Origin of the sequence: Pseudoalteromonas sp. MER144-MNA-CIBAN-0113 (assembly GCF_040308965.1) — a bacterium.
GTDB classification, from domain to species: Bacteria; Pseudomonadota; Gammaproteobacteria; order Enterobacterales; family Alteromonadaceae; genus Pseudoalteromonas; species Pseudoalteromonas tetraodonis.
Genome location: NZ_JBEOOG010000559.1, coordinates 1 through 241 on the forward strand (window position 1 = coordinate 1; position 241 = coordinate 241).

Sequence of the window (241 nt, forward strand, 5' to 3'; positions counted from 1 at the left end):
GTCTTGAGACAGTAAGTTCTTCGCAATCATTGAGTGAAACACCAGCAAGCTACTTAGTTAAATTTACTAAAGGGCATCATGGTTCTATATTAACTCCAGCTCAAGATGCTGCAAAGGCTGCAACTGTTGAAGGCAGTGCTGCCGCTAATGCGGAAATGCAGTTGCAAGTAGCTACTTACTTAGCTGCTCGCGGACGGATGTTATTAGTTTCCAACCCTGAGGTTGTGACTGATTAATAACC

Annotated in this window: 1 protein-coding gene; it reads left to right on the plus strand. The window is 43.6% G+C overall.

The annotated features are described in order from the left end of the window. Positions 1-236 (plus strand): hypothetical protein (locus AAEY57_RS20935; RefSeq protein ID WP_350608774.1); only part of this gene is annotated, 236 nt, incomplete at its 5' end. Between the last annotated feature and the right edge of the window lie 5 nt (positions 237-241).